Genomic DNA, 24,082 nt, shown 5'->3' on the forward strand with positions numbered 1-24,082 from the left:
TAACTGTCTGGTGTGAGTAGGATTTAACGTATGTTCCTACATTGCCCACCCTGTTTCAATGTTAGTGTTTCAGCGAGTAGTAGATTTTTTCCGCCAGGGCGAAGGAGATACCCGGTACTTTAGCGATCTCATCGACGCTGGCATTCATCAGCGGTTGCAGGCCGCCCATGTACTTCAGCAGCTGCTGACGCCGTTTGGGTCCGACGCCTTCGATGCTCTCCAGCGCGCTGGTGTTCTTCACTTTGGCGCGTTTTTTCCGGTGGCCCGAAATTGCATGATTGTGAGCGTCGTCACGAATGTGCTGGATAACATGCAGCGCCGGCGAGTCCGGCGGCAGCGAAACGCCCTCGCCTTCCGCCGCAAAGAACAGGGTTTCCAGGCCAGCTTTACGGTCGCTGCCTTTTGCCACGCCGAGCAGAATCGGCCGGTTTTTATCCCACGGCACATCCAGTTCCGCAAACACCTGCTGCGCCTGCGCCAGCTGCCCTTTACCGCCATCGATCAGGATCACATCCGGGATCTTTTCCGGTTCCAGCGCCTTACCGTAACGACGGCGCAGCACCTGATTCATCGCCGCGTAGTCATCACCGGGAGTAATTCCTTCAATGTTGTAGCGGCGATAGTCAGCGCGCAGCGGGCCGTCACGGTTGAACACCACGCAGGACGCGATGGTCTGTTCGCCCATGGTGTGGCTGATGTCGAAACACTCCATGCGGTTAATCTGCTCCAGTTTGAGGAACGCCGCCAGCGCCGCCAGACGCTGCTGGATAGTCGAGTGCTGCGCCAACCGCGTCGTCAGCGCCGTAGCGGCATTGGTGCGCGCCAGCTTCAGGTAGCGCGCGCGGTCGCCGCGCGGTTTGCTCTGAATGCTGACCTTGCGCCCGGCCAGTTCGCTCAGCGATGCGGCCAGCAGTTCCCGCTCAGGCAGAGTGAAGTCCAGCAGGATGTCAGCCGGTAAGGTGCGCGCTTCGCTGCCCTGCAGATAAAACTGTCCGACAAACGTCTGCACCACTTCGGTGAGTTCCGTGTCTGCGGGCACTTTCGGGAAATAGCTGCGGCTGCCCAGCACTTTGCCCTGCCGGATAAACAGCACGTGCAGACAGGCCATGCCGGCGTCATAGGCCACGCCCATCACGTCGAGATCATCGCCCTGATTGGAGACGAACTGTTTCTCTGTAATCCGCCGCACCGCCTGAATCTGGTCCCGCAGGCGCGCCGCCTCTTCGAAGCGCAGGCCCACGCTGGCCTGCTCCATACGCTGCACCAGCTGATTAATTACCTGATCGTCTTTACCGGCCAGAAACAGCCGCACATAGTCGGTTTGCTGCGCATATTCCTCTTCGCTCACCAGGCCGGCGACGCAGGGGCCGAGGCAACGGCCAATCTGATACTGCAGGCACGGGCGCGAGCGGTTGCGGTAGACGCTGTTCTCGCACTGGCGAATCGGAAACACCTTTTGCAGCAGCGCCAGGGTTTCACGCACCGCATAGCCGTTGGGAAACGGACCAAAGTATTCGCCTTTAGCGTGTTTGGCACCGCGGTGCATCGCCAGGCGCGGATGCGGATCGCCGCTAAGGAAAATATAGGGGTACGACTTATCATCGCGCAGCAGCACGTTGTAGCGCGGCTGATACAACTTGATGTAGTTGTGCTCCAGCAGCAGCGCTTCGGTCTCGGTATGGGTGACCGTGACATCAATATTATGGATGTTGCTGACCAGCACTTCGGTCTTACGGCTTCCCACCTGCGTGCGGAAATAGCTGCTCAGGCGTTTTTTAAGGTCTTTGGCTTTACCAACATAGATCACCGTGCCTGTCGCGTCATACATGCGGTAGACGCCGGGCTGACTGGTCACAGTGCTGAGAAAGGCTTTAGGATTGAAAACGTCACTCACTACTGATTAACGGCTCCGCATTGAACAGGCCATGGCGTATGGCCAGATGCGTTAACTCTACGTCACCACTGATGTTCAACTTGCTGAACATGCGATAGCGATAGCTATTAACGGTTTTCGGGCTCAGGTTAAGCTGCTCGGAAATCTCCGTCACCTTTTGCCCTCGGGTAATCATCAGCATAATCTGCAATTCCCTTTCCGACAAACAGCTGAACGGTGATTCGGCGCGCTGCGGCTCAATCTGGCTCAGCGCCATCTGCTGAGCGATATCAGAGGCGATGTAACGCTGACCAGCGTGCACCGAGCGAATGGCGCTGACCACTTCCTGCGGCGCCGCCCCTTTGCTGAGATAACCTGCCGCACCGGCCTGCATGACTTTCGCTGGCAGGGGATTTTCGGTGTGGATAGTCAGCATGATGATGCGGATATCCGGATTGAAGCGCACGATTTTGCGCGTCGCCTCCAGTCCGCCAATGCCGGGCATGTTCATGTCCATCAGCACCACATCCACAGGATGAGTGCGGCACCATTTTACCGCATCCTCACCACAGGCCACTTCCCCGGCAATCACCAGTCCCTTCATATCTTCCAGTATGCGACGAATACCGGCGCGCACCAGTTCATGGTCATCAACAAGAAGCAGGCTGATCAACGGGACGTACTCCGCAGGTTAGTGGGGGAAAATATATTTCAGGGGCGTTATCTTACCGGGTTTCGCGTGGAAAGAACATCAGGGGCGCCAGATAAATCTCAAAACTAATGACCCATGTCAAATAGCAGGCCGCAGTGATTGTTTTTTTTAGCTGATGCAATACCATACTGGAATAAAATTGTTAAAATGTGACTAATATCATTAAGTTATAATTTATAACCCGCCTTCGCTTCTTCCCGCCCGCAGCACAAAAAAATAATCTTTCCGTGGAAGTTTTTTGCGCACAAAAAATAGCGAACGGCGCAATTAATTAACCGTCTGCGCGCGGGTCGATGATGTGGCCTAAATTCTTCCATCAAGCGTATGATATACTCTGTTTTTTATGCACGGGAAGAATGTGTGCGCACAAGGTCATTCCACCAAGGAGATAATGATGAGTGATGAAGATTTCGTAACATCGCGCGATACCCAGGCGCTGGCGGATGAAGTTGCCTGCCTGAAAATGATGGTGACGCTGATCCTGAAAGGCATGGGCCAGGCTGATGCCGGTAAGGTGATCATCAACATGGAGCGCTACGTTCAGTCCGCGCTGGCCGATAAACCGCAGGCCGAGGTATTCAGCAACACCATCCGCCAGATTAAAACCGCCTACCGTCAGTAAGCGGCGTGCCCTGCGCATCCTGCGCGGGGCGTTAGCTGTGTGACTGCCAGTTGACCGACACGCCCAGCGAGGGCAGCACTTCTTCCGGACTGAAGCGACGCGTGCCGCGATACTTTTCCGCCAGCGCCGGCTGCTGCACCGGAATACGAATGGCAAACAGATTGTCTTCTGACTGGATCAGTCCCGGCGAGAGCGGCTCGTACACCACCTGATGCTGCTCAAACATCTTCTCCAGCATCGGCGTGGCCGAACTGATCAAATACTCCATCCCGCTCAGCTCTGCCAGCTGTACCGAATGCCATAAGATGTTCAGCGGCAGCTCGGCATCCACTTCAAGGCGGGCCGAATAGCGCGACATTTCCCACACTTTTTGCTGATCAAAAGGCAGCACCATGCCTTCCGGCACTTCCGGCTCGTGCCACGGTAGCAGACGTGCGCAGCCACAAATGCCCTGACGCGCAGTCCAGGCAATCAGCCAGGTGACATCGGAACGATCGAAGCGATCGTATTCCTGTCCCGGCGTGCTGAGTCGCGGCGGAATTGACCAGCCCTCGCCACGCGCAAAGACGCTGTAACGATAGGTGCCCAACTCGGCCAGCAAAGAGGACGGCATATCCTTTAGCTGTGTTTGAATTATTTTCATCATGCGCCCCTGACATCCCCATGTTTGCAATGATTTATTAAGCGCCAGCCTGGCGGAGTTTCCGGCGCAGGGTAGACAACTGACTGCGGCTTAGGAACTACTAAAATTAGTAGTTGCCTTTTCGCTATATCAGGCCGATGGCTGCGGCATAACAGGCAATCTGCGTTTTATTGGAAACATTAAAACGCTTTTGCATATTCTTTTGGTGAAAATTTACCGTGTGTTCAGAAATAGCCAGAATGAGGGAAATTTCGGCTGAGGTTTTTCCCTCCGCTGTCCATTTCAATATTTCCAGCTCGCGCTGACTAAAATCATTCGATAACACCACCATTGAGCCGTCATTCAGACGGTCCAGCACACGCAAACTCAGCTCCGCCAGGAAGTGCAGTTGCACCTCCAGCTCAACGCGTCTGTGCTGGGTCTGGCTGGGTTGTTGCGATGCTATAGATAATATACCAATGGCACGATTTAGCGCCATTGCCGAGCATGAAAAGCCACTTACCAGCCCTGCGGCATTGGCTTCTGCCCATAAATTGCCTGCGCCGGTAAATAAATCACGCGTCCACTCCACGCCGCGACCGGGCTGCTGGCAGAGCATTAACACCGGATCCACCGCATAGTAATTTTCACTCTCGTAGCGTTTCACCCAGCTCTGCGGATAGGTGCTAAAGAGAAAAATACGCGGTCGGGTAAAAGGCACGGGATGCTGTACCAAAAAGGCAAAAGCATCAAATCCAAGGGCCTCAACATGTTTTTGCAGCAGCGATTTCAATTGCAGCACTTCGGAAAGCGCCTGAAATTCTTTTTCAGTTTCGCCTCGCCAGACGAAATAATTATCGATGGTCATTATTGCCCTGGCGCTGTTTCACGCCTTATTCATAACAGGATATCTGTGCCGATTAATGTAAAAAATAAATTAACCAGAGAAAAAATATTGATTGAAACCAGAGCGGCATTGCGGGCAAAAAGTGATAACTACCTTGTTGTCAATATGTTACCCAAATGAGAAATTAAACTAGGGTGCGTTTGCCAGCGGCACCATCAGGATGATAAGTTGTGCGAATCAGAATAAGATTTTTCTGAAGAATTTTCAATCGTCCTGTTGATTAAACGCCAGACTTCGCAGATAAAACATTCGCCTCATCATTAATCGCTATTATCTTTGCCATTCCCCTTTTTTATACCGCCCGTCATAATCTTCCTGCTGATTAAGTCCGCAGCGCGGCTTAATTCCAGTTATTTCTGCAGTGTTTCCCTGCCGTGCCCCTGTGGCAGACATTTCCGGCACCGTCTTTTCCAGCTACGCTTTAGCAGAGGCGCAAGGTGGCAGGCACCAGCATAGCTCCGCAGGCTGGCGCGATTTCAGCAAACTGAGTGGGACTGACTATGTTAAACCAGCTGGCATTACCTTTTCTGGTCGTGGGCGTGTGTACCGCCCTGATGATCGCTAAAGATCTGTTGCGTCACCCGCATCCGCTGGCGGTCATGAATATCATCTGGCCGCTCACCGGGCTGTACATGCCGTTTTTCGGCTGGCTGGCATGGTGGTATCTCGGGCGTAAACCGTCACGTCAGCGAAAACTGGCGCTGCTGCTGCCATCCGGATTAACCGGTTATGCCAGCTGGCAAACCATTTTTATTTCCACTTCGCTCTCTGCCGCCGCCTGTATATTCGGCGACATCATCACCCTGCCAATAGTCACTCTGCTCAAGCATTTTGCTATTAGCCCGGCGCTGTGGTTACAGGCGGTTATTTGCGTGATGATTTCGTTACTGGCGGGATTATTTTTTCAGTTTCTGGCCATTCGCCAGCGGGAACAACTTTCTATTGTCCGTACGTTATTATTAGCGCTGAAAACAGAAACCTTTCCGCTGCTGATTTATCAAACGGGAATCTTTATCTTTATGACGCTGGCCCTAAAATATGTGCTTAATCAACAGCTCAATCCCCTGCTCAGCGCCTTCTGGTTTATGTTACAGCTGGCGATGCTCACCGGATTTATTTTCTCCTGGCCGGCAAATCATTTCCTCATCAAACGCGGATTAAACCCGGCGGTGTAGTTTAGCGACAAAAGCCTGCGCCGCGCATGCCAAGGTGGAAATGGCTGGCATGCGCCGCATTGTAATCCGGCCCCAGCGCATTACCGAAGCTGGCACAGCCGTTGCGCCATAACGCGTGCAAACCGGCAGCGGCCTGCGGCGGTTGCTGCCAGTTTTTGCCTACCTGCAGCCAGCGCCCGTCCGCCAGCTGAAACCCCGTGATGTCCCACGCATCTGCCGTCGCGTGTTCACTGCGGCGTCCTTCCTGGCGGTGATAAATATTGCGGCAGGCGTAACTGCCAACGTGCGCGATGCGGCGCAGCGGCGAGGTAATGCCGGCCTGCTGCAGCGCCGCATTGCTGCGCGTAACATACAGCGTACTGGCCACCGCCATCGGACAGCTGGCAAGAAAACTGCTGCTCAGCGTGACCTCACCGAAGCGGCTGATGCGCAGCGGTTGATCAATCGGACAATCGCCCTGCAGCGGCGGCACCTCACGGAAACTGACTCTGCCCTGCGCGCTGGCCGCACGCATCACCGCCAGACACGCGGCCGGATCGCTGCTCAGCCGCTGCAGCTTGTAGCGCGTCATCCAGCCCGGCGGATCGGTAACCTGGAGCGGTATAAACGGATTCCACTGTGGCGGCAGATGCGTTTTCAGCCAGGGTAAACTCCACCAGCCGCACAGGGCCAGCAGCACTATCGCGAGCAATGCGCGCACGCTGCCTCACTTTTTCCGGGTTCATCGAAATGACAAGTGTAGAACCCTGCGCAGCGCTGCGGGGTGCAAGCGGCTCATTTGCAGAACATTTACGCAAAATGACGGCACGGCGCGCCATGTAAATATTTACTGACACGGTAAAGCACGCAAAAGGGTACAAAGGTTTAAAAACCATTACCGAGAGTGGCCGCCTTTACTCTATCTTATGCCCTCTTGCCCTGTGCAACAGCACGTTATTCAACAGCCAGCAGAGCTGACACAACATCAAGACAGGAAAGATATTTTTATGGTTGATCAATCTAAAGCGGCGCCCATTGAGGCCGAACAGCCGGATAAACTCCGGCGCAACCTGCATAACCGTCACATCCAGCTTATCGCCATCGGCGGTGCCATTGGCACCGGTCTGTTCATGGGCTCCGGTAAAACCATCAGCCTGGCGGGTCCGTCGATCATCTTCGTCTATATGATCATCGGTTTTATGCTGTTCTTTGTGATGCGCGCTATGGGTGAGCTGCTGCTCTCCAACCTTGAGTACAAATCCTTCAGCGACTTTGCCGCCGATCTGCTCGGGCCGTGGGCCGGTTATTTCACCGGCTGGACTTACTGGTTCTGCTGGGTGGTGACCGGCATCGCCGACGTGGTGGCGATCAGCGCTTATTTCCAGCTGTGGTTCCCGGACTTCTCGATCTGGATGAGCGCGCTGCTGTGCGTGTTTGTTTTCCTTGCCCTGAACATCGCCACGGTAAAACTGTTTGGCGAGATGGAGTTCTGGTTCGCCATTATCAAAATTGTCGCCATCGTGGCGTTAATCATCACCGGGATTGTGCTGGTCAGCCTGCACTACCCTTCGCCGAACGGGAGCCACGCGGCGCTGAGCAATATCTGGGATCACGGCGGCATGTTCCCGAAAGGGCTGAGCGGTTTCTTTGCCGGCTTCCAGATTGCGGTGTTTGCCTTTGTCGGCATTGAACTGGTGGGCACGGCGGCGGCGGAGACCAAAGATCCGCATAAAGTTCTGCCGCGCGCCATCAACGCGATCCCGCTGCGCATCATCATGTTCTACGTGCTGGCGCTGCTGGTGATCATGGCGGTGACGCCGTGGAACCAGGTCATGCCGGATCGCAGTCCGTTCGTTGAAATGTTTGTGCTGATTGGCCTGCCGGCCGCTGCCAGCATCGTTAACTTTGTGGTGCTGACCTCCGCAGCCTCCTCAGCCAACAGCGGCATCTTCTCCACCAGCCGCATGCTGTATGGCCTGGCGGAACAGGGCGTGGCGCATAAAGCGTTTGGCCGCCTTTCAGCGCGCGCGGTGCCGACCACCGGCCTGTTCTTCTCCTGCCTGTGTCTGCTGGCTGGCGTGGCGTTGATCTATCTGATTCCGGATGTGATGACGGTCTTCACCATGGTGACCACGGTCTCGGCGATTCTGTTTATGTTTGTCTGGACCATTATCCTGTGCAGCTACCTGGCCTACCGCAAACAGCATCCGCAGCGTCATGCGGCGTCACGCTTCAAAATGCCACTCGGCAAGCTGATGTGCTGGGTGTGCATGGCTTTCTTTGCCTTTGTGCTGGTGCTGCTGACACTGCAGGAAGATACGCGCCAGGCGCTGATGGTGACGCCACTGTGGTTTGTGGTGCTGACCATGGGCTGGCTGCTACGCCGGCGTAAAGCCTGATCCACCTAAACGAAAAGGCCCGGTTATCCGGGCCTTTTTCGTTATAAGCGTTCTGTGAATTTGTGCCACGCCTGCGCCAGCGACGGCCGCAGCGAATCTTCCCGCTGTGGTGCTGCTGCCGGCGCTGCGGCGGAACCGAGATTAAAGGTAAAGGTGTAATCCGGCTCTTCCCCCATGCGCAAATCCACAATCAGCGTATCGTTGCCCTGCTGGCGCATGGCATAAAATCCATGGCTGAACCACGCAACGCGTTCCGCGTGCCACTGGCCTTTAAACGGCGCAAAAAGCGCGGGATGGCGATCGTACCAGCGGATCTGTAAGGGACGATCGGGCGACAGTAGCGACCACCAGGCTTCCCCGTAGCGCTGCGGCGTGATAATCACCGTGCGCCACACCAGCGTATTAAACGCGGTGGGCGTCACCAGCAGTTGCTGCGGCTGCACGTCCTGCTGCGTCAGCTGGTGCTCAATATGCCGGGTAGCAATACTTTGCGCCACCATACTCCAGCCCAGGTACAGTGTGCTGATGAGCAATCCGGCCTGATTCCAGCGTAGCCCGCACGCATCCCGCCGCCACAGTGCGACGATCAGGGCGAACAGCAGCGGCAGCGTATAGAGCGGATCGATGATGAACATGCTGCCGATGGCGAACGGGTAATCGGTCAGCGGCAGCCCGAGCTGCGTGCCGTACACCGTGGTCAGGTCCAGCAGCGGATGCGTGATCAATGCCAGCCAGATGGCGAGGCACCAGGCTCGCCAGTGCTGCCGGCTGCGCGTCGCGCCAGCCACCAGCCAGCCAAATAACGGTGCCACCAGCGTCAGCCACAGCAGCGCGTGGCTCTCGGTGCGGTGCAGCGTCATGTTGCGGATGGCATCGCCGTGGTCGATAAACACGTCGAGGTCCGGCAGCGTGCCCGCGACCGCCCCCGCCAGCGCCGCCTGCCACAGCGGCACGCGTTTGCCCATTACGGCCACGGTCACCGCCGCGCCCAGCGTTAGTTGTGATAGCGAATCCATGCACTCTCCTGGTCAGCCTTCGGGATCAGCGCACGCGGATCCCTTCAATGATCATGCGCTGAACGTTATCCAGCGTCTGGGCAAAAAATTCCGCATCGTTTAGCGTCTGGCCGGTGATGGCTTCCACCTGGGACGCGAAATCAGCGTAGTGCTGCGTGGTCGCCCATAGCAGAAAGAACAAATGCTGCGGCTGCACGCCGGCAATACGCCCTTCGGCGATCCACTGTTCGATAATCGCCGCTTTATCATCCACCAGCGCTTTTAAATCCCCCGCCAGCTCGCCCTTCAGCAGCGGCGCGCCCTGCAGCATCTCCAGACAGAACAGGCGCGATGCCTGCGGATGGTCACGCGACACTTCCAGCTTGAGACGAATATAGTTGCGGATGGCCACCAGCGGATCCTGGTCATGACGCAGCGCACGCAGCGGCGCCAGCCACACATCAAGAATCTCTTTCAGTACTGCCACATACAGCACTTCTTTTGACGGATAGTAGTAAAGCAGGTTGGTTTTTGAGACGTCCGCGCGCTCAGCCACTTTATCCAGACTGGTGCCGTGAATGCCAAACTGCGAGAAGAAGGCCAATGCCGCTTCCAGAATAGCTGCCCGTTTCGCCGCAACGGCCCGCGATCGGCGTCCTGGCTTTTTTTCATCGCTTTTCACACTGTTACCTCTTCCATCCTGCGAAATCGCATCATAACAAACGCCCTGTTTCCTGCCTAATGCTGTGCCCTGCACCTTTTTCGCTCAGGTGACGCATGAAAAACGTGCAATTTGTTTTGACCAGATGGTCTGTTTTGGACCAGTCACTCAGGATTTACTACGTCGCTAATTTTAACCGATTGTTATGTATCACTTTTAAAATTGTGGCACAGGCTTTGCAATTTTGTGATCGAGCGCCGCCCGCAGGATGCGTGCAGGAAGCAACGCAGCGCGTGAAGCAATCCATGTTCAATGCAGAGAGGTTTCACATGAAAATTGGCGTTTTCGTTCCGATTGGCAACAATGGCTGGCTCATCTCCACGCATGCCCCGCAATACAAGCCGACCTTTGAGCTCAACAAAGCGATTGTGCTCAAGGCTGAGCACTATCACTTCGACTTTGCCCTGTCGATGATTAAGCTGCGCGGCTTCGGCGGCAAAACCGAATTCTGGGACCACAACCTGGAGTCCTTCACCCTGATGGCCGGGCTGGCCGCGGTGACCTCACGCATTGAAATCTACGCCACCGCCGCCACCCTGACGCTGCCGCCCGCCATCGTGGCGCGCATGGCCGCCACCATCGACTCCATCTCCGGCGGCCGCTTCGGCGTCAATCTGGTCACCGGCTGGCAGAAGCCGGAGTATGAGCAGATGGGGCTGTGGCCGGGCGATGAATATTTTGCCAGCCGCTACAACTACCTGACGGAGTACGTCACGGTGCTGCGCGACCTGTGGGGCACTGGCCAGAGCGACTTCAAAGGTGAGTTCTTCACCATGAACGACTGTCGCGTCAGTCCGCAGCCGCAGAAGCCGATGAAGGTGATTTGCGCCGGTCAAAGTGATGCCGGCATGGCCTTTTCGGCGCAATACGCTGATTACAACTTCTGCTTCGGCAAGGGCGTCAATACCCCGACCGCCTTTGCGCCCACCGCCGCACGCATGAAACAGGCCGCGGACAAAACCGGGCGCGACGTCGGTTCCTACGTGCTGTTTATGATTATCGCCGCCGAAAGCGACGAAGCCGCGCGCGCCAAATGGGAACACTATAAAGCCGGTGCTGACGAGGAAGCCCTCGCCTGGCTCACCACGCAGAGCCAGCAGGACACCAAATCCGGCAGTGACACCAATGTGCGCCAGATGGCGGATCCGACCTCTGCCGTCAACATCAATATGGGCACACTGGTCGGTTCTTATGCCAGCGTGGCACGCATGCTGGATGAAGTGGCGCTGGTGGAAGGCACCGAAGGCGTGCTGCTGACCTTTGATGATTTCCTGCAGGGCATTGAAGATTTTGGTGAACGTATCCAGCCGCTGATGGCGTGCCGCCGCGCGCTGATTGACGCCCACAAGGAGGTTGCATAATGAATACCGTCGTTTGTGCCCACAGCAGCAGCCAGCCTGCAGTGACTCTGCCGGCGCGCCCGGAAGCCATCGCCCTGCCGCCGGCGCAAAGCGCGCTGATTGTGGTGGATATGCAGAACGCCTACGCCAGCCAGGGCGGCTATCTCGATCTGGCCGGGTTTGATGTCTCCGCCACACAGCCGGTTATCGCCCGGATTCATCAGGCGGTCACCGCCGCCCGCGCGGCAGGGATGCAGATCATCTGGTTCCAGAACGGCTGGGATAATCAGTATGTCGAAGCCGGTGACGCCGGTTCGCCCAATTTCCATAAATCCAACGCGCTGAAAACCATGCGCCAGCGGCCGGAGCTGCACGGCACGCTGCTGGCAAAAGGTGGCTGGGATTATGCGCTGGTGGATGAGCTGGTACCGCAAGCCGGCGATATTGTGCTGCCCAAACCGCGCTACAGCGGCTTTTTCAACACGCCGCTCGACAGCATGCTGCGCAGCCGCGGTATTCGTCATCTGGTGTTTACCGGCATTGCCACCAACGTCTGCGTGGAATCGACGCTGCGCGACGGCTTTTTCCTCGAGTATTTCGGCGTGGTGCTGGCCGATGCCACCCATCAGGCCGGACCGTCGTTTGCTCAGCAGGCGGCGCTGTTCAACATTGAAACCTTTTTTGGCTGGGTCAGCGATACCGACACCTTCTGCGAGGCGCTGAAGTCGTAACCGCCGTTTCACCTGCACGCTTAATAATAAGGACTCTGAGTCATGCCTAAAACAGTGATTATTCCTCCCGGCACCACGACGCCGATCGCTCCGTTTGTGCCCGGCACTTTAGCCGATGGCGTGGTGTACGTTTCCGGTACGCTGCCGTTCGATGCCGACAACAACGTGGTGCACGTCGGGGATGCGGCGGCGCAAACCCGCCACGTGCTGGAAACCATCAAAAAAGTGATCGAGACCGCCGGTGGCAGCCTGCAGGACGTCACTTTCAACTCGATTTTCATCACCGACTGGAGCAACTACGCGGCGGTAAACCAGGTGTATGCCGACTATTTTCCCGGCGACAAACCGGCGCGCTTCTGTATTCAGTGCGGTCTGGTGAAACCCGATGCGCTGATTGAAATCGCCAGCGTGGCACACATTGGCCGGCAGGAGGCGTAATGCATCTGGACATTCAGGGATTAAGCGCGCCCGACGCGCCGACGCTGGTACTGTCGTCCGGGCTGGGCGGCGTGGCCGCTTTCTGGCAACCGCAGCTGGCGGCACTGACGCCACACTATCGCGTGGTGACCTACGATCAGCGCGGCACCGGTCGCAGCCCCGATACGCTGCCGGAATGTTACAGCATGGCGATGATGGCAGCGGAACTGGCCGACGCGCTGGCGGAGCACGGCATCGAACAGTATGACATCGTGGGCCATGCGCTTGGCGGGCTGATTGGCCTGCAGCTGGCACTCGATTATCCGCAGCGCGTGGGACGCGTGGTGGTGATTAACGGCTGGCTGGCGCTGGATGCCCACACCGAGCGCTGCTTCCAGGTGCGCCAGGATCTGCTGCTCAACGTTGGTGTTGAAGCGTTTGTGCGCGCGCAGCCGCTGTTTCTTTATCCGGCCGAATGGCTGGCACGCCATCAGTCGCGCATCAGCGCGGAGGATGTGCATCACGTGGCGCATTTCCAGGGCATGGAGAACCTGCTGCGGCGTCTGCACGCGCTGAAATCGGCCGATTTCCGTCCGCACGCCTCGCGAATCACCCAGCCGGTGCTGGCGATATGCAGTCAGGATGACCTGCTGGTGCCGTGGAGCTGCTCGCCGCAGCTGGCGCAGGCGCTGCCCAACGGCAGCCTGATTGAGATGCCGTGGGGCGGCCATGCCATGAGCGTGACCGATGCCGACAACTTTAATGCGCTGCTGCTGCGCTGGCTGGCGGACACCACCACGCCGGCTCGCCGCGCCAGCTAATCACGGAGCCGATGATGAGCGTACATGAACTGCCCCTGCTGCCCGAAGTGAGCCAGCAGGCTTTCCGCGATGCCATGTCCGGCCTGGGCGCGGCGGTCAATATCATCACCACCGACGGTCCCGCCGGACGCGCCGGTTTTACCGCCACCGCGGTGTGCAGCGTCAGTGATACGCCGCCGACGCTGCTGGTTTGCCTCAATCGCAACGCGTCGGTGTGGCCCCTCTTCCGCGATAACGGCGTGCTGTGCGTGAACACGCTGGCCGCCGGGCAGGAGTCATTGTCGACGCTGTTTGGCGGCAAAACCCCGATGACCGAACGTTTCGCCGCCGCCCGCTGGCACACGCAGCGCAGCGGCGCACCGCTTCTGCAGGGGGCGCTGATGGCGTTCGACTGCACCATCACGCAGGTCGTCAGCGTGGCGACACACGACATTCTGTTTTGCAACGTGATGGCGCTGGAGCGCCATGATGCCCAGCCCGGTCTGATGTGGTTTGACCGTCGCTACCATGCCCTTTCACGGCAGGACGCCCGCTAACGCCGCACCGTGCGGCCCGGTTCGACCACTACCCTGGAGAAGACGATGGCGAGTTCCTGGTTCCCCCGCTGGCAGAAAAAGTCAGCCATGAGCGATAACGGGCTGATTGCCCCGGACGAAACCCTGCCGCTCGGGCAGACGTTCGTGCTGGGCCTGCAGCATGCGGTAGCAATGTTTGGCGCAACGGTGCTGATGCCGCTGCTGATGGGGCTGGACCCCAATCTGGCGATTCTGGTTTCCGGTATCGGCACCCTGCTGTTCTTTGTCATTACCGGTGGTCGCGTGCCGAGTTATCTCGGATCGAGCGCCGCGTTTGTCGGCGTGGTGATCGCCATTACCGGCTTCAACGGTCAGGGGCTCAATCCCAACCTGGCGCTGGCGCTGGGCGGCGTTATTGCCTGCGGCGCGCTCTACACGCTGATTGGCCTGGTGGTGATGAAAGTGGGTACCGGCTGGATTGAACGGCTGATGCCACCGGTGGTAACCGGCGCGGTAGTGATGGCCATCGGCCTTAACCTGGCACCGATTGCGGTGCACAGCGTCTCCGCCTCGATGTTTGATAGCTGGATGGCGGTGATGACGGTGCTGTGCATCGGGCTGGTGGCGGTATTTACCCGCGGCATGGTGCAGCGGCTGCTGATTCTGGTAGGACTGATTGTCGCCTGGGCGCTGTACGCTCTGCTGACCAACGTGATGGGCTTCGGCAAGCCGGTGGATTTCAGCCGCGTGGCCAGCGCCGCATGGTTTGGTCTGCCGCACACCACCGCGCCGGTATTTGATATGCAGGCAATCGTGATGATCGCACCGGTGGCGATTATTCTGGTGGCGGAGAACCTCGGCCATATTAAAGCGGTGGCGGGCATGACCGGGCGCAATCTCGATCCGTGGATGGGACGCGCGTTCGTCGGTGACGGCCTGGCAACCATGCTGTCCGGCTCCATCGGCGGCAGCGGCGTCACCACCTATGCCGAAAACATTGGCGTGATGGCGGTGACCAAAGTCTACTCCACGCTGGCGTTTGTCGCTGCGGCGCTGATTGCGCTGGTGCTGGGCTTTTCGCCTAAGTTCGGCGCGCTCATCCACACCATTCCCGGCCCGGTGATTGGCGGCGCTTCAATTGTGGTGTTTGGCTTAATCGCTGTGGCCGGCGCACGTATCTGGGTGCAAAACCATGTCGATTTTAGCCAGAACAGCAATCTGATTATGGTGGCGACCACGCTGGTGCTCGGCGCCGGGGATTTTGCGCTGAAGATTGGCAGCTTTACCCTCGGCGGCATCGGCACGGCCACCTTCGGTGCCATCATCCTCAACGCAATTCTGCAGCGACGCGGTGCCGCGCTGACCCAGCCGGCGGCGCGCCCGCAGCCTTAAGGCTTATGCGGTGCCTGCTCCGGCACCGCTTTTTTGCGCCGCAGGCGCAGTTCACTGACAATCACCCCGCAGACAATCAGTGCGCCGCCCAGCAGCGCCGCCGCCGGTAACCGTTCGCCGGCAATGCGTCCGACCACACCGGCCCACACCGGCTCGCCGGCATAAATCACCGTGGCGCGCGTCGGCGAGACGCTGCGCTGCGCCCAGTTCATGGTGACCTGAATCATCGCGCTGGCCGCGCCGAGGCCCAGCGCGCTGAACAGCAGCGGCGCCGATAGCGTGGGTAAAGATTCGCCGTTGGGCAGCATCAGCACGAAGGCGCAGGCCGAGGCCACCAGCAGCTGTACCAGCGTCACGCGGCGCACATCGACCTGCCCGGCGTAGCGGCTGATAAGAATGATCTCGGCGGCAATGGCGAGGGTGCTGAGCAGCGTGGCGATCTCACCGGCATTCAACGTCAGGCTGCCATCCTGCGGACCCGCTACCAGCACCAGACCGGTGAACGCCAGCAAAATGCCCAGCCACGCCATCAGGCCCGGCGGCCGGCGCAGAAACAGCCACTGCAACAGCGGCACTACCGGCACGTAAAGTGCCGTCAGAAACGCCGACTGGCTGCTGGAAATGGTTTGCATACCCCAGGTTTGCAATCCGTAACCACCGGCAATCGCCACGCCAATCAGCGTACCCGCTTTGATTTCCAGCCAGGTAATGTGACGCAAATAGCGACGAAAGAAAAAGGCCAGCAGCAGCGAGGCGGTAGCAAAACGCAGCCCGACAAAAAAGAACGGCCCCGAGTGCGCCATGGCGCGATGCACCACCAGAAAGGTGCCACCCCAGACCATAGTGATAAAAATAAGTACCAGCTCCTGACGCGTAATACGCAGGCTGAGGCGGGAAGTGGAAGCAGACATAACGCACCAGAATAGAGGACTGGCGCACATTTTTGCTGATTAGCCGGGCAAATTGCAATCATTGTAACCGCCGGGCATACCCGGCGGCCGGGGATACCGTCACAGACGCACTATTTTTTCGCGCGGCTGCGTCCCCCCTTTTCACCTGCTTCGGCAGCACGCTGCGGATCATTTCTGAAATTCCCGCCGCTGTTTTTACCGCCTTTACGACCCGCTTCCGCGGCCCTTTCGCGATCTTCCGCGAAGTTGCCTGATCCTCCACGATGTTGAGCCATCATTTCCTCCAGGTATTGAGCATAGGTGGTGAAGACATTTCACTGCGCTAACAGTGTCAGGTCAGGTGCGTAATATCTCGCCACACCCGCTTAAAGCATAGCCAATGGATGCGCACAATCAGGCACATATTCATACTTTGCAACAGATAAACCGCTTAGCATCGTTTTTATGGCGAGATATTCAGCTGAAAAACAAGCATTTAGCGGCAGAAGTCGCAGCGCGATCTCTGTGACTGTTCAATGGCTAACCAGCATAGCGCGCAGCCTCTTCTATACTTCTTTCTGTTCCTTACACCACAGGATGAAAACACGATGGCAAAAATTCTGGTGCTTTATTATTCCATGTACGGACATATCGAAACCATGGCTAACGCGGTGGCGGACGGTGCGAAGAGCGTGAGCGGTGCCGAAGTCACCATTCTGCGCGTGCCGGAAAGTATGGATGCCGAACGGTTTGCTCAGGTCGGCGGGAAGGTTAATCAGCCGGCGGCGGAAGCCAAACCGGACGACCTGCCGCAGTACGATGCCATCATCGTCGGCACTCCGACGCGCTTCGGCAACATGTCCGGTCAGATGCGTAATTTCTGGGACCGCACCGGCGGCCTGTGGGCCTCTGGCGCGCTGTACGGCAAGATTGCCAGCGTGTTTGCGTCTACCGGCACTGGCGGCGGTCAGGAGCAGACTATCACCTCGGTGTGGACCACCCTGGCACATCACGGCATGGTGATTGTGCCCATCGGCTACGGCACTAAAGAGTTGTTTGATATTTCGCAGGTGCGTGGCGGTACGCCGTATGGCGCAACCACGCTGGCGGGCGGTGACGGATCGCGCCAGCCCTCGGCGGAAGAACTGGAAATTGCCCGTTATCAGGGCCAATACGTCGCCGGTCTGGCGGTAAAACTGAAAGGATAAATTCCCAACAGGAGAGAGTTATGGCAACAGAACAGTTTAAAGCTCACCACGTGGGCGAATGGGCGACCTTACGTCACACCTCACCGGAAATCGCTGAAGCAATTTTCGAAGTGGCGAATTATGACGAGCGGCTTGCCGAAGAGATCTGGCGCCAGCAAGGCAGCGATGAGGTGTTATTCCGCGCGTTTGAGAAAACCGACCAGGACGTCCTGACGTGGGACGATAAGCCGGTTGAACGCAAAAACATCTGAAGCACAGGCGGGCATGTCCCGCCTTCTCATTTTTAGCCGTCAGGGAGCCTTTATGTCAGCCTATCAAAGCATTAATCCGGCCAATAATCAGCTGCTGAAAACCTGGCCATCACACGATGACAGCTACGCGCAGCAGGCGCTGCACACCGCCGATGCGCTCTACCATTCGCCGTGGAGCAAAGGCGATATTCAGCCGCGTCTGCAGGTGCTGCAGCGTCTGGCAGAGTTGATCGACCAGCACAGCGAAGAGCTGGCCACCATTGCCAGCAAAGAGATGGGTAAGCTGATTGGCCAGAGCCGCGGCGAAGTGAAAATCTGCGCCAGCATCGCGCGCTATTATGCCGAACATGCGGCAAGGCTGTTGCAGGCACAGCCCTATCCCAGCGATGTCGGTGATGCCTGGCTCGAATACCATCCGATTGGCGTGGTAGTGGCCGTCGAGCCGTGGAATTTCCCGTATTATCAGCTGATGCGCGTGCTGGCACCGAACCTGGCACTGGGCAACCCGGTACTGGCGAAACATGCCAATATTGTGCCGCACTGCGCCGACGTGTTTGAAAAGCTGGTGCTGGAAGCCGGTGCGCCGCAGGGCGCGTGGACCAATCTGTTTATCTCTAACCAGCAGGTGGCCGATCTGATTGCCGATCCGCGCGTGCAGGGCGTGGCGCTCACCGGTTCAGAGCGCGCTGGCAGCGCGGTGGCTGAGCAGGCCGGTAAGCACCTGAAAAAATCCACGCTCGAACTGGGTGGTAACGATGTGTTTGTGGTGCTGGACGATGCCGACATTGATGAAGCGGTGCGCCAGGGGGCGCAGGCGCGGCTCAGCAACTGCGGTCAGGTGTGTACCGCGGCCAAGCGCTTTATTCTGCATGAAAAGATTGCCGAAAGCTTTATGGCTAAGTTTAGCGCGGCGCTGCAATCCGCTACGCCCGGCGATCCGTTAGATGAAAAAACCACGCTGGGGCCGCTGTCATCACAGGATGCACGTGACCGGCTGGTGAAACAGGTGGACGAGGCGGTGGCGCATGGCGCACGCGTGGAGTGCGGCGGACGCGTAATCGACGGCGTTGGCTGCTACTACCAGCCAACCATCCTGACCGGCCTGACGCCGGATAACCCGGCTTACTATCAGGAGTTTTTCGGTCCGGTGGCGCAGGTGTATGTGGTGGCGGACGATCGTGCTGCCGTGGCGCTGGCTAACGATTCGCACTACGGTTTGGGCGGTTCCGTGTGGACGCGGGACATTGCGCGCGGGCGCAACATGGCTTCGCAGATTGAGACCGGCATGGTGTTTATCAATTCGCAGAGCGATACCGCGGCTGAGCTGCCGTTCGGCGGCGTGAAGCGTTCCGGCTATGGCCGTGAACTGTCCGATCTCGGGCTGAAGGAGTTTGCTAACCAGAAACTGGTCGTGGTAGCCGGTTAAGCGGCATGAAACCACCGTTGAACTGAACGGTGGTTTTATTCGGTTCACTGCGGTGCGCGTCAATGCGCAGCCGGTAACAACACAGCAGGGTCGCCGTGCATGGCGACCCTGCTGGCGTTTTAGTTGCTGACTGCTGCCGGCTGTTGCGCGGGTTTAGCGTCCGCCTCCGGCTTCGCCGGCGCTGCCTCAGCCTGCGCTTTCTGCGCTGCTGCAGCATCGGCTTTCGCCTTCTCCTCAGCGGCCTTCTGAGCGCTGGCCTTCTCAGCTTTGGCTTTGTCGTCCGCCGCTTTTTGCGCCGCGGCCTTGTCCGCCTTCACTTTTTCCTCAGCGGCTTTGGCGTCAGCGGCTTTCTGCGCTGCAGCTTTATCAGCCGCCGCTTTGTCAGCTGCCGCTTTATCCGCGCTGGCCTGATCCGCTTTGGCCTGTGCGTCATCGCTGGCTGCCGGCGCGGCAGCAGGCTGTGCGGCCGGTGCCGGTGCGGCTGGCTGCAGCGGTGTACCCTGCAGCGCGTTGTTCAGCGCGCTGGTGAACTGATCCCAGCTGCAGTAGCCGTTGGCGTCAGTGTCACACCCCGCCAGCTGCAGCGTAACGCGCTTCGGTGGGTTCTTCAGGCTCAGCACATCGGCATTCCGCAGCTGATCCGCCGTCTGATAGACATACTCCACTTTCAGCAGGTCTTTATTGTTCTTTGCATCGTGCCAGCGTTCAAACACCACCTGGCCGCCAATCGGGGTTTTCTCGTCGTTACCCGGCAGCTCGTACGGCTTAACCTGCAACGCGCTCAGCAATGACGCGATATTCGAATCGTGTCCGACCATCAGCGTGACTTTTGGCGCGGTGGCTTTATCCTGATCGACCAATTGACTGCGGATGTAATCCACCAGCGGGGCGGCAACGTCACGCGCCACTTCCGGCGCGGTAAACAGCGCATCCTGATAGCCATTCTTGATCGCCGCCAGCTCTTTCCACTGCTCAGGCGTTTTGATTTGTCCCCAGGCAACCTGATCCGCCGGGAAACCTTCGTAATATTGCAGCGTAAAGGCGTCGACCAGCGAGTTACCCACTTTCAGCGGGCCATTGACGCCGGGCTCTTTGCCGTTTTCCGCGCTAAAGGTGTTGTCGCCGCTGCTCAGGTCGCACTGTTTCTTACCGTTACAGGCCGGGGCTGATTTGTAATCCACGATTTTTTCCAGCCGCTGGAAGGCCGGCTTCAGCGCCAGCTTCTCATTAGCTGCGGTCATCGCCGCCAGCGCTTTCTTGTTAAACGCTTCGCTGCCATCGGTGATCACCGGATTGAAGATGGGGTCCATGGTGCCCATCGCATCCTGATGGGTGACAGCGATATCGCAGCCCGGGAAAGCACCGGTGACGAAATACTGCGCCGTCGCGACGGTGCGCTGCAGGCTGTTGGCATAGACAAAAATGTTGCTGCTGTCCGGACAGGTGCCGTTCTGTACCAGCCCCTGCTGGGCCAGCCACTGACGGGTGTAGTTACCCATGTAGACTTCCAGCACGCCGCCTTTGGTGGTCAGCTCACCGCCGGGCACATCCCACTGCGGCCAGCTTTTTTTCGTCGCCTGCTCCAGCACGCTGCCATTGTTGGCCAGCGGGGCACGCAGGTTGTGACGACTCAGCATCAGGACCTGCTGCAGTTGCATATCGCCATCCGCGGCGTAAGCGCTCATACCCATCGGCAGCGCCGCGATCACTGACAGCGCGCAAAGACTCAGTTTCTTGATCATTGTGCCTATTCCATAATTCATCAGGGAAACACTCTGGCATTCAAGCGATTAGCTCGCCAAAGAGCGAATTACCGCACAGTGTAACCCAGCTTGCCTGAGAAAATCGCCAGATGTTTGCAAAAACCGTGCATCGACTATAGCAGTAAACGCGCTGGCCGTCGGGTTACGGCAGCAGATTGAAAAGCTTCAGGATGTTTTTCAGAAGGATGGAAAGCAGAAAAGCGAAAAGCCCGCATCGCTGCGGGCTTCTCTTATATGGCGGAGGAACAGAGATTCGAACTCTGGGATGGTTTCCCATCGGCGGTTTTCAAGACCGCTGCCTTAAGCCACTCGGCCATCCCTCCTGAAATCTTTTTGTCACCTCACACTGCGAGAGTGTGAAGTGGCGGAGGAGGAGAGATTCGAACTCTCGGATGGTTTCCCATCGGCGGTTTTCAAGACCGCTGCCTTAAGCCGCTCGGCCACCCCTCCGCAATGAGGCGCACTATAAACATCCCCCCGAACGATGTAAAGCATCCAATGATTCGTTCGCCTGAAAAACAGTCAAAAATGATTTTTTTGCCGTCTTAATCATCATTCTGCTCAGTGAAACAGCAATTTATCGCGTAAAGATGGGTAAAACGCCTTTTCTGTCCTCTGACCGTTGCGTATTCTCAGGCCATATTTGGTGTTCTCTCTCTAACAGGAGCGCATGATGGACAGAATAATTAGCTCGTCACAGCAGCAGTCGCTACTCAGCACCCATAAAGTGCTGCGCAATACTTATTTCTTACTTGGCCTGACGCTGGCGTTTTCCGCCGTCACCGCCACGCTCAGCACCGTCTACGCCCTGCCCTCGCCGGGACTGATTCTGATGCTGGTGGGCTTTTATGGGCTGATGTTCCTGACCTATCGCCTGGCGAACAGCCCGGCGGGTATTCTGGCCGCGTTTGCCTTTACCGGCTTCCTTGGTTACTGCCTCGGCCCGATTCTCAGCTCGTTCCTCACCGCCGGTATGGGTGATGTTATCGCCATGGCGCTGGGCGGCACCGCGCTGGTGTTCTTCTGCTGTTCCGCCTATGTCCTGACCACGCGTCGCGACATGTCTTTCCTTGGCGGCATGATGATGGCCGGCTTTGTGGTGCTGCTGGTGGCCGTGGTTGCCAATATCTTCCTGCAGCTGCCTGCGCTGCACCTGGCGATCAGCGCCCTGTTTATTCTGTTCTCTGCCGGTGCCATTTTGTGGGAAACCAGCAACATCATTCAGGGCGGTGAAACCAACTACATTCGCGCCACCGTCAGCCTGTATGTCTCGCTGTACAACATCTTTGTCAGCCTGCTGAGCCTGCTGGGCTTCGCCAACCGCGACTAAGACGTAAAGCACGCACCGTTAAACCCCGCTCCGGCGGGGTTTTTGCTTTTTATCTGCCGCCGCCTTTACAATAGGCGCGCTGACGATATGAGGAAACAACGTGATTTTTGCCGGTAAAGAAATTGCCACTGACGCAGAAGGCTATCTGAAAAATAGCGCCGACTGGAGTGAAGCGCTGGCGCAGGCCATCGCCCAGCAGGAAGCGATTGAGATGAGTGAAGCGCACTGGGAAGTGGTGCACTTTGTGCGTGATTTTTATCAGCAGTTTAATACGTCGCCGGCAGTGCGCATGCTGGTCAAAGCCATGGCGCAAAAATATGGCGAAGAGAAAGGCAACAGCCGCTATCTGTTTCGCCTGTTTCCGGAAGGTCCGGCCAAACAGGCCACTAAAATCGCTGGCCTGCCAAAACCGGCGAAGTGTCTGTGATCATCCGGTAGTAAACCGCGTCGGCCGCTCCGCCAGCTGATGCGGCTCCACCAGCACCTTATCGACCCGGGCACTGGGCGGTCCGCCCGCCTTCAGCCACGCAATCAGTGACTCCACCTGCTGCGGTTCTCCCGCCGCCAGTACCTCCACGCTGCCATCGGCCAGATTATGCGCATAGCCGGTGACGCCCAGCGCGTTCGCCTGCGCCTGGGTGTAATAACGGAAGCCCACGCCCTGCACCCTGCCGTGAACCCAGATTTTGTAACCTGTCGTCGCCATGGCGATCTCCCCTTTGTGCGTTGCATTTTGCCGCCATCCACCGGAAAATGGCGCCTCATTTTTTCAGGTAAGCATAGCAAACATGACCGTTCGATTGATTCTCGCTAAGGGACGTGAAAAATCCCTGCTCCGCCGCCATCCGTGGGTGTTCTCCGGGGCCGTTGCCCGTATGGAAGGTAAAGCCCAGTCGGGTGAAACCATTGATATCTGTGACAGCAACGGCAAATGGCTGGCCCGCGCCGCCTACTCTCCTCAGTCACAAATTCGCGCGCGCGTCTGGAGCTGGCAGCAGGATGAGTCAATCGACATCGCCTTCTTTGTGCGCACGCTGCAGAAAGCGCAGCAGTGGCGCGACTGGCTGGCGCAGCGCGACGGGCTGGACAGCTATCGCCTGATTGCCGGCGAGTCCGATGGACTGCCGGGCGTCACGATTGATCGCTTCGGTAACTTCCTGGTGCTGCAACTGCTGTCGGCCGGGGCGGAGTATCAGCGCCCGGCTCTCGTCTCGGCGCTGCAGCAGTGCTATCCCGACTGCGCCATCTATGACCGCTCTGACGTGGCGGTGCGCAAGAAAGAGGGCCTGGAGCTGGCGCAGGGTCCCGTAAGCGGTGAACTGCCGCCTGCGCTGCTGCCGATAACCGAGCACGGCATGCAGCTGCTGGTGGATATTCAGGGCGGTCACAAGACCGGTTATTACCTTGATCAGCGCGACAGCCGTTTTGCCACCCGTCGTTACGCGGAAAATGCCCGCGTGCTTAACTGTTTCTCCTACACCGGCGGCTTTGCGGTCTCTGCTCTGCTCGGCGGCTGCCGGGAAGTGATCAGTGTGGATACCTCGCAGGACGCCCTTGACGTAGCAAAACAGAACGTGGCGCTTAACGGGCTGGATGTCTCACGCGCGCAGTTCCTGCGTGACGATGTGTTCAAACTGCTGCGTCGCTACCGCGACAGCGGCGAGAAGTTCGACATGATCGTCATGGATCCGCCGAAATTCGTTGAGAATAAAAACCAGCTGATGGGCGCCTGCCGCGGCTATAAAGACATCAACATGCTGGCAATGCAGCTGCTGAATCCGGGCGGCATTCTGCTGACTTTCTCCTGTTCCGGGCTGATGGCCACCGAGCTGTTCCAGAAAATTATCGCCGATGCCGCTGTTGATGCCGGTCGTGATGTACAATTTATAGAGCAGTTCCGTCAGGCAGCCGACCATCCGGTGATAGCCAGCTATCCTGAAGGGCTTTATCTGAAAGGCTTTGCCTGTCGCGTGCTGTGACTTGAAAACGCTGT

At 57.8% G+C, this 24,082-nt stretch carries 26 protein-coding genes and 2 tRNA genes; 15 read left to right on the forward strand and 13 right to left on the reverse strand.

Annotation, left to right across the window (positions count from 1 at the left end):
• Nucleotides 1-61: 61 nt before the first annotated feature.
• Nucleotides 62-1,894 (reverse strand): excinuclease ABC subunit UvrC, encoded by a 1,833-nt coding sequence (gene uvrC, locus ABVR31_RS11925; protein WP_058769589.1) that lies wholly within the window; start codon nt 1,892-1,894, stop codon nt 62-64.
• On the reverse strand, nt 1,887-2,546 hold the full coding sequence (gene uvrY, locus ABVR31_RS11930) for a UvrY/SirA/GacA family response regulator transcription factor (protein ID WP_021508277.1): 660 nt from the start codon (nt 2,544-2,546) through the stop codon (nt 1,887-1,889). Before uvrY ends, uvrC begins: the two co-directional genes overlap by 8 nt.
• 433 nt (nt 2,547-2,979) lie before the next feature.
• On the opposite strand from uvrY, the gene ABVR31_RS11935 reads away from it, so the two are divergent.
• Entirely contained in the window at nt 2,980-3,207 is a 228-nt protein-coding gene (locus ABVR31_RS11935) for a DUF2594 family protein (protein ID WP_010616664.1), read from the forward strand.
• 31 nt (nt 3,208-3,238) lie between these two features.
• Here the strand turns inward: ABVR31_RS11935 and ABVR31_RS11940 are convergent, their stop codons facing one another.
• Both ABVR31_RS11940 and sdiA read right to left on the reverse strand, forming a co-directional pair.
• Complete coding sequence (locus ABVR31_RS11940) at nt 3,239-3,850, reverse strand: acyl-homoserine-lactone synthase (protein ID WP_031279842.1); 612 nt, start codon at nt 3,848-3,850, stop codon at nt 3,239-3,241.
• A 124-nt stretch (nt 3,851-3,974) separates the two neighbouring features.
• Entirely contained in the window at nt 3,975-4,697 is a 723-nt protein-coding gene (gene sdiA, locus ABVR31_RS11945) for a transcriptional regulator SdiA (protein WP_021508278.1), read from the reverse strand.
• A 539-nt stretch (nt 4,698-5,236) separates the two neighbouring features.
• Here sdiA and ABVR31_RS11950 point away from each other — a divergent pair.
• Entirely contained in the window at nt 5,237-5,911 is a 675-nt protein-coding gene (locus ABVR31_RS11950; RefSeq protein WP_058759707.1) for a DUF4396 domain-containing protein, read from the forward strand.
• A gap of 1 nt (nt 5,912) precedes the next feature.
• On the opposite strand, the gene ABVR31_RS11955 is transcribed toward ABVR31_RS11950, so the two are convergent.
• Nucleotides 5,913-6,611, reverse strand: a complete 699-nt coding sequence (locus ABVR31_RS11955; protein WP_141496464.1) for an extensin family protein — start codon at nt 6,609-6,611, stop codon at nt 5,913-5,915.
• A 286-nt stretch (nt 6,612-6,897) separates the two neighbouring features.
• Here ABVR31_RS11955 and cycA point away from each other — a divergent pair, with 286 nt between their 5' ends.
• On the forward strand, nt 6,898-8,289 hold the full coding sequence (cycA, locus tag ABVR31_RS11960) for a D-serine/D-alanine/glycine transporter (protein ID WP_372772855.1): 1,392 nt from the start codon (nt 6,898-6,900) through the stop codon (nt 8,287-8,289).
• 41 nt (nt 8,290-8,330) lie between these two features.
• Here the strand turns inward: cycA and ABVR31_RS11965 are convergent, their stop codons facing one another.
• Together ABVR31_RS11965 and rutR are read right to left on the reverse strand one after the other, a co-directional pair.
• Nucleotides 8,331-9,305 (reverse strand): metal-dependent hydrolase, encoded by a 975-nt coding sequence (locus ABVR31_RS11965; RefSeq protein ID WP_222951080.1) that lies wholly within the window; start codon nt 9,303-9,305, stop codon nt 8,331-8,333.
• Between the two features lie 25 nt (nt 9,306-9,330).
• Entirely contained in the window at nt 9,331-9,966 is a 636-nt protein-coding gene (rutR, locus tag ABVR31_RS11970; RefSeq protein ID WP_031279844.1) for an HTH-type transcriptional regulator RutR, read from the reverse strand.
• Between the two features lie 308 nt (nt 9,967-10,274).
• Between rutR and rutA the strand changes: the two genes are divergently transcribed.
• From rutA to rutG, 6 genes are read left to right on the forward strand one after another with little or no spacing between them, the layout of a single operon-like run.
• Nucleotides 10,275-11,366, forward strand: a complete 1,092-nt coding sequence (rutA, locus tag ABVR31_RS11975) for a pyrimidine utilization protein A (RefSeq protein WP_058759710.1) — start codon at nt 10,275-10,277, stop codon at nt 11,364-11,366.
• Nucleotides 11,366-12,076, forward strand: a complete 711-nt coding sequence (gene rutB / locus ABVR31_RS11980) for a pyrimidine utilization protein B (protein ID WP_141496467.1) — start codon at nt 11,366-11,368, stop codon at nt 12,074-12,076. The genes rutA and rutB overlap by 1 nt, the downstream gene beginning before the upstream one ends.
• 42 nt (nt 12,077-12,118) lie before the next feature.
• Complete coding sequence (gene rutC, locus ABVR31_RS11985) at nt 12,119-12,514, forward strand: pyrimidine utilization protein C (RefSeq protein ID WP_021508286.1); 396 nt, start codon at nt 12,119-12,121, stop codon at nt 12,512-12,514.
• Nucleotides 12,514-13,314: a pyrimidine utilization protein D gene (rutD, locus tag ABVR31_RS11990; RefSeq protein ID WP_372772858.1), complete on the forward strand. Its 801-nt coding sequence runs from the start codon at nt 12,514-12,516 to the stop codon at nt 13,312-13,314. Before rutC ends, rutD begins: the two co-directional genes overlap by 1 nt.
• A gap of 14 nt (nt 13,315-13,328) precedes the next feature.
• Nucleotides 13,329-13,850: an NADH-dependent FMN reductase RutF gene (gene rutF / locus ABVR31_RS11995; RefSeq protein ID WP_058769583.1), complete on the forward strand. Its 522-nt coding sequence runs from the start codon at nt 13,329-13,331 to the stop codon at nt 13,848-13,850.
• 45 nt (nt 13,851-13,895) lie between these two features.
• Nucleotides 13,896-15,221 (forward strand): pyrimidine utilization transport protein G, encoded by a 1,326-nt coding sequence (rutG, locus tag ABVR31_RS12000; protein ID WP_021508289.1) that lies wholly within the window; start codon nt 13,896-13,898, stop codon nt 15,219-15,221.
• On the opposite strand, the gene ABVR31_RS12005 is transcribed toward rutG, so the two are convergent.
• Both ABVR31_RS12005 and ABVR31_RS12010 read right to left on the reverse strand, forming a co-directional pair.
• Nucleotides 15,218-16,132, reverse strand: a complete 915-nt coding sequence (locus ABVR31_RS12005; protein WP_222951082.1) for a DMT family transporter — start codon at nt 16,130-16,132, stop codon at nt 15,218-15,220. The two genes, rutG and ABVR31_RS12005, sit on opposite strands and share 4 nt — an antisense overlap.
• Nucleotides 16,133-16,242: 110 nt before the next feature.
• Entirely contained in the window at nt 16,243-16,407 is a 165-nt protein-coding gene (locus ABVR31_RS12010; protein WP_010616548.1) for a general stress protein, read from the reverse strand.
• A 312-nt stretch (nt 16,408-16,719) separates the two neighbouring features.
• On the opposite strand from ABVR31_RS12010, the gene wrbA reads away from it, so the two are divergent.
• From wrbA to ABVR31_RS12025, 3 genes are read left to right on the forward strand one after another with little or no spacing between them, the layout of a single operon-like run.
• The gene (wrbA, locus tag ABVR31_RS12015) at nt 16,720-17,319 is read left to right on the forward strand and encodes an NAD(P)H:quinone oxidoreductase (RefSeq protein ID WP_021508291.1); all 600 of its coding nucleotides are present in this window, start codon (nt 16,720-16,722) and stop codon (nt 17,317-17,319) included.
• Nucleotides 17,320-17,339: 20 nt separating this feature from the next.
• On the forward strand, nt 17,340-17,570 hold the full coding sequence (locus tag ABVR31_RS12020) for a YccJ family protein (RefSeq protein ID WP_021508292.1): 231 nt from the start codon (nt 17,340-17,342) through the stop codon (nt 17,568-17,570).
• A gap of 52 nt (nt 17,571-17,622) precedes the next feature.
• Nucleotides 17,623-18,996, forward strand: coding sequence for an NAD-dependent succinate-semialdehyde dehydrogenase (locus ABVR31_RS12025; RefSeq protein ID WP_166718662.1), 1,374 nt, complete (start codon nt 17,623-17,625; stop codon nt 18,994-18,996).
• Nucleotides 18,997-19,115: 119 nt separating this feature from the next.
• Here ABVR31_RS12025 and agp read toward each other — a convergent pair whose 3' ends face one another.
• The 3 genes from agp to ABVR31_RS12040 form a co-directional block, all read right to left on the reverse strand.
• Nucleotides 19,116-20,738, reverse strand: coding sequence for a bifunctional glucose-1-phosphatase/inositol phosphatase (gene agp / locus ABVR31_RS12030; protein ID WP_288444415.1), 1,623 nt, complete (start codon nt 20,736-20,738; stop codon nt 19,116-19,118).
• Nucleotides 20,739-20,994: 256 nt separating this feature from the next.
• Nucleotides 20,995-21,082: transfer RNA gene (locus ABVR31_RS12035), tRNA-Ser, on the reverse strand.
• A gap of 39 nt (nt 21,083-21,121) precedes the next feature.
• Nucleotides 21,122-21,209, reverse strand: a tRNA-Ser gene (locus ABVR31_RS12040).
• A gap of 223 nt (nt 21,210-21,432) precedes the next feature.
• Between ABVR31_RS12040 and yccA the strand changes: the two genes are divergently transcribed.
• Both yccA and tusE read left to right on the forward strand, forming a co-directional pair.
• Nucleotides 21,433-22,089, forward strand: coding sequence for an FtsH protease modulator YccA (yccA, locus tag ABVR31_RS12045; RefSeq protein WP_021508295.1), 657 nt, complete (start codon nt 21,433-21,435; stop codon nt 22,087-22,089).
• Between the two features lie 100 nt (nt 22,090-22,189).
• A complete protein-coding gene (gene tusE, locus ABVR31_RS12050) occupies nt 22,190-22,516 on the forward strand; it encodes a sulfurtransferase TusE (protein ID WP_010616552.1) in 327 nt (108 codons plus the stop codon).
• Here tusE and yccX read toward each other — a convergent pair whose 3' ends face one another.
• Nucleotides 22,517-22,795 carry an acylphosphatase gene (yccX, locus tag ABVR31_RS12055; RefSeq protein ID WP_058775394.1) on the reverse strand — a complete coding sequence of 93 codons (279 nt, stop codon included), beginning with the start codon at nt 22,793-22,795 and terminating at the stop codon, nt 22,517-22,519. It abuts the gene before it with no gap.
• Nucleotides 22,796-22,877: 82 nt separating this feature from the next.
• Between yccX and rlmI the strand changes: the two genes are divergently transcribed.
• On the forward strand, nt 22,878-24,068 hold the full coding sequence (gene rlmI / locus ABVR31_RS12060) for a 23S rRNA (cytosine(1962)-C(5))-methyltransferase RlmI (RefSeq protein WP_031279846.1): 1,191 nt from the start codon (nt 22,878-22,880) through the stop codon (nt 24,066-24,068).
• The last annotated feature ends 14 nt before the right edge of the window (nt 24,069-24,082 follow it).

Source organism: Pantoea sp. WEP (assembly GCF_041678305.1).
Classification (GTDB): domain Bacteria; phylum Pseudomonadota; class Gammaproteobacteria; order Enterobacterales; family Enterobacteriaceae; genus Pantoea; species Pantoea dispersa.

Bases quoted from the DNA above. Each gene is read 5' to 3' on its own strand.
- ABVR31_RS11935 (WP_010616664.1), top strand. From the start codon at position 2,980: ATGAGTGATGAAGATTTCGTAACATCGCGCGATACCCAGGCGCTGGCG.
- ABVR31_RS11940 (WP_031279842.1), bottom strand. From the start codon at position 3,850: ATGAAAATAATTCAAACACAGCTAAAGGATATGCCGTCCTCTTTGCTG.
- sdiA (WP_021508278.1), bottom strand. From the start codon at position 4,697: ATGACCATCGATAATTATTTCGTCTGGCGAGGCGAAACTGAAAAAGAA.
- ABVR31_RS11950 (WP_058759707.1), top strand. From the start codon at position 5,237: ATGTTAAACCAGCTGGCATTACCTTTTCTGGTCGTGGGCGTGTGTACC.
- cycA (WP_372772855.1), top strand. From the start codon at position 6,898: ATGGTTGATCAATCTAAAGCGGCGCCCATTGAGGCCGAACAGCCGGAT.
- ABVR31_RS11965 (WP_222951080.1), bottom strand. From the start codon at position 9,305: ATGGATTCGCTATCACAACTAACGCTGGGCGCGGCGGTGACCGTGGCC.
- rutA (WP_058759710.1), top strand. From the start codon at position 10,275: ATGAAAATTGGCGTTTTCGTTCCGATTGGCAACAATGGCTGGCTCATC.
- rutB (WP_141496467.1), top strand. From the start codon at position 11,366: ATGAATACCGTCGTTTGTGCCCACAGCAGCAGCCAGCCTGCAGTGACT.
- rutC (WP_021508286.1), top strand. From the start codon at position 12,119: ATGCCTAAAACAGTGATTATTCCTCCCGGCACCACGACGCCGATCGCT.
- rutD (WP_372772858.1), top strand. From the start codon at position 12,514: ATGCATCTGGACATTCAGGGATTAAGCGCGCCCGACGCGCCGACGCTG.
- rutF (WP_058769583.1), top strand. From the start codon at position 13,329: ATGAGCGTACATGAACTGCCCCTGCTGCCCGAAGTGAGCCAGCAGGCT.
- rutG (WP_021508289.1), top strand. From the start codon at position 13,896: ATGGCGAGTTCCTGGTTCCCCCGCTGGCAGAAAAAGTCAGCCATGAGC.
- ABVR31_RS12005 (WP_222951082.1), bottom strand. From the start codon at position 16,132: ATGTCTGCTTCCACTTCCCGCCTCAGCCTGCGTATTACGCGTCAGGAG.
- ABVR31_RS12010 (WP_010616548.1), bottom strand. From the start codon at position 16,407: ATGGCTCAACATCGTGGAGGATCAGGCAACTTCGCGGAAGATCGCGAA.
- wrbA (WP_021508291.1), top strand. From the start codon at position 16,720: ATGGCAAAAATTCTGGTGCTTTATTATTCCATGTACGGACATATCGAA.
- ABVR31_RS12020 (WP_021508292.1), top strand. From the start codon at position 17,340: ATGGCAACAGAACAGTTTAAAGCTCACCACGTGGGCGAATGGGCGACC.
- ABVR31_RS12025 (WP_166718662.1), top strand. From the start codon at position 17,623: ATGTCAGCCTATCAAAGCATTAATCCGGCCAATAATCAGCTGCTGAAA.
- agp (WP_288444415.1), bottom strand. From the start codon at position 20,738: ATGATCAAGAAACTGAGTCTTTGCGCGCTGTCAGTGATCGCGGCGCTG.
- yccA (WP_021508295.1), top strand. From the start codon at position 21,433: ATGGACAGAATAATTAGCTCGTCACAGCAGCAGTCGCTACTCAGCACC.
- yccX (WP_058775394.1), bottom strand. From the start codon at position 22,795: ATGGCGACGACAGGTTACAAAATCTGGGTTCACGGCAGGGTGCAGGGC.
- rlmI (WP_031279846.1), top strand. From the start codon at position 22,878: ATGACCGTTCGATTGATTCTCGCTAAGGGACGTGAAAAATCCCTGCTC.